2 protein-coding genes are annotated in these 2,549 nt (G+C 67.9%); one reads left to right on the plus strand and one right to left on the minus strand.

What is annotated here, in order from left to right; translation table 11 throughout:
• Positions 1-123: 123 nt before the first annotated feature.
• Positions 124-1,770 (minus strand): DNA repair helicase XPB, encoded by a 1,647-nt coding sequence (locus AOK15_RS26540; protein ID WP_055520883.1) that lies wholly within the window; start codon positions 1,768-1,770, stop codon positions 124-126.
• A gap of 174 nt (positions 1,771-1,944) precedes the next feature.
• Between AOK15_RS26540 and AOK15_RS26545 the strand changes: the two genes are divergently transcribed.
• A partial coding sequence (locus AOK15_RS26545) for a TIGR00645 family protein (protein WP_157870376.1) occupies positions 1,945-2,549 on the plus strand: 605 nt, incomplete at its 3' end.

The raw sequence follows: 2,549 nt of genomic DNA on the forward strand, positions 1-2,549 counted from the left end.
GGTGCCCTCTGCAGGGTCAGGTTGGGCATGGCCGGGGCCGGTCCCCCCCACCGGCTCCGGCCATGCCCAACCTGACCCTGCAGAGGGCACCTCATCCGGCGGGGGCGTCGCGCGGGGATCCGCTCAGGCGTCGTCCGCCAGGAGTTCGTCCGCGTCCATGATCCGGTAGGCGTAGCCCTGTTCGGCGAGGAAACGCTGCCGATGGGCGGCGAAGTCCTGGTCGATGGTGTCGCGGGCGACGACCGAGTAGAAGTGCGCCTTGTGGCCGTCGGCCTTGGGGCGCAGGACCCGGCCCAGCCGTTGGGCCTCCTCCTGGCGCGAGCCGAACGTGCCGGACACCTGGATGGCGACGGTCGCCTCCGGCAGGTCGATGGAGAAGTTGGCGACCTTGGAGACGACCAGGACGTTGATCTCGCCCTCGCGGAACGCGTCGAACAGCTTCTCGCGCTGCGCGTTCGACGTCTCGCCCTTGATCACCGGCGCGTCCAGATGGGCGCCCAGCTCGTCGAGCTGGTCGATGTACTGGCCGATGACGAGGATCTGCTGCCCGGCGAAGCGGCGGACGATCGCCTCGGTCACCCGGCGCTTCGTCGCGGTCGTGGAGCAGAAGCGGTACTTCTCCTCCTGCTCGGCGGTGGCGTAGGCGAGCCGCTCGGAATCCGTGAGGTTCACCCGGACCTCGACACAGTCGGCGGGCGCGATGTAGCCCTGCGCCTCGATCTCCTTCCAGGGCGCGTCGAACCGCTTGGGCCCGATCAGGGAGAACACGTCCGACTCCCGGCCGTCCTCACGGACCAGCGTCGCCGTCAGCCCGAGCCGCCGCCGCGCCTGGAGGTCCGCCGTGAACTTGAAGACGGGCGCGGGCAGCAGATGCACCTCGTCGTAGACGATGAGGCCCCAGTCGCGGGAGTCGAACAGCTCCAGGTGCGGGTAGACACCCTTCCGCCGCGTCGTCAGCACCTGGTACGTCGCGATGGTGACCGGACGGATCTCCTTGCGGGTCCCGCTGTACTCGCCGATCTCGTCCTCGGTCAGCGACGTCCGCTTCACCAGCTCGTGCTTCCACTGCCGGGCGGAGACGGTGTTGGTGACGAGGATCAGCGTGGTCGACTTCGCCTGCGCCATGGAACCGGCCCCGACCAGCGTCTTCCCGGCGCCGCAGGGCAGGACGACGACACCGCTGCCGCCGTGCCAGAAGTTCTCCACGGCCTGCTTCTGGTAGGGCCGCAGCGCCCAGCCGTCCTCGTGCAGCTCGATCGGGTGCGCCTCGCCATCGACGTAACCGGCGAGGTCCTCGGCAGGCCAGCCCAGCTTCAGCAGCGTCTGCTTGATCTGCCCCCGCTCCGAGGGGTGCACGGCGACGGTGTCCGGGTCGATCCGGGCGCCGACGAGCGGGGCGACCCGCTTCGACCGCAGGATCTCCTCCAGGACCGGGCGGTCGGTGGTGGTGAGGACGAGGCCGTGGGCGGGGTGCTTGCTCAGGGTGAGACGGCCGTAGCGGTCCATCGTCTCGGCGATGTCGACGAGCAGCGCGTGCGGCACCGGGTATCTGCTGAACTCGACCAGCGCGTCCACGACCTGCTCCGCGTCATGGCCGGCGGCCCGCGCGTTCCACAGTCCCAGCGGCGTGACCCGGTAGGTGTGGATGTGCTCCGGAGCCCGCTCCAGCTCGGCGAACGGCGCGATGGCCCGACGACAGTCGTCCGCCCGCTCGTGGTCGACCTCCAGGAGCAGGGTCTTGTCGGACTGGACGATGAGTGGACCATTCACGCGCGGCACCCTTTCGTTTCGGCCAGACGTCCAGTGTGCCTGATCGTTCCGCCCTTTCGCCGGGGTCGTTCCGCCCCAGCCTCACCCTCGTATCAGTCTTATTGGATGTCTATTCATTCCGATGAGTGGAGGGAATTCAGATATGAGGCATGGGCTCCCCAAGAATGTTGAACCGTGCAGTCATCTTCCCCCGTCGGCCCGGTCACCCCGTCCACCTCCCCGCAGGGCACCACTCTCGGCTATGCCCTGTTCGCCACTCGCTGGCTCCAGGCACCGCTGTACTTCGGTCTGGTCGCCGCACAGGGGGTGTACGTCTACAAGTTCTTCAACGAGCTGTGGACGTTAATCGTCAAGTGCGTCGGCGGCAGTGCCACCGAGAACTACGTCATGCTCGCGGTGCTCAAGCTGGTCGACGTCGTCATGATCGCCAACCTGCTGATCATGACCATCGTGGGTGGCTACGAGACCTTCGTCTCGCGCATCGGACTCCAGGGCCACCGCGACCAGCCCGAATGGCTCTCCCACGTCAACTCCAACGTCCTGAAGGTCAAGCTCGCCACCGCCATCGTCGGCATCTCCTCCGTCCATCTGCTCCAGATGTTCGTGGACGTCCACCACACCTCCCACCACGCGCTGCTGTGGGGCACGGTGATCCACATGGCGTTCATCGTCTCGGCGGTGCTCCTGGCGTACATGTCGGGGCCGATGCTCCGCGAGGAGAAGGGCCACGGCCCGCACCACGTCCCGCACGGCGACCCGCACGGCGACCCGCGCCGCCG

Origin of the sequence: Streptomyces ossamyceticus (genome assembly GCF_001418475.1) — a bacterium.
Classification (GTDB): Bacteria; Actinomycetota; Actinomycetes; order Streptomycetales; family Streptomycetaceae; genus Streptomyces; species Streptomyces ossamyceticus.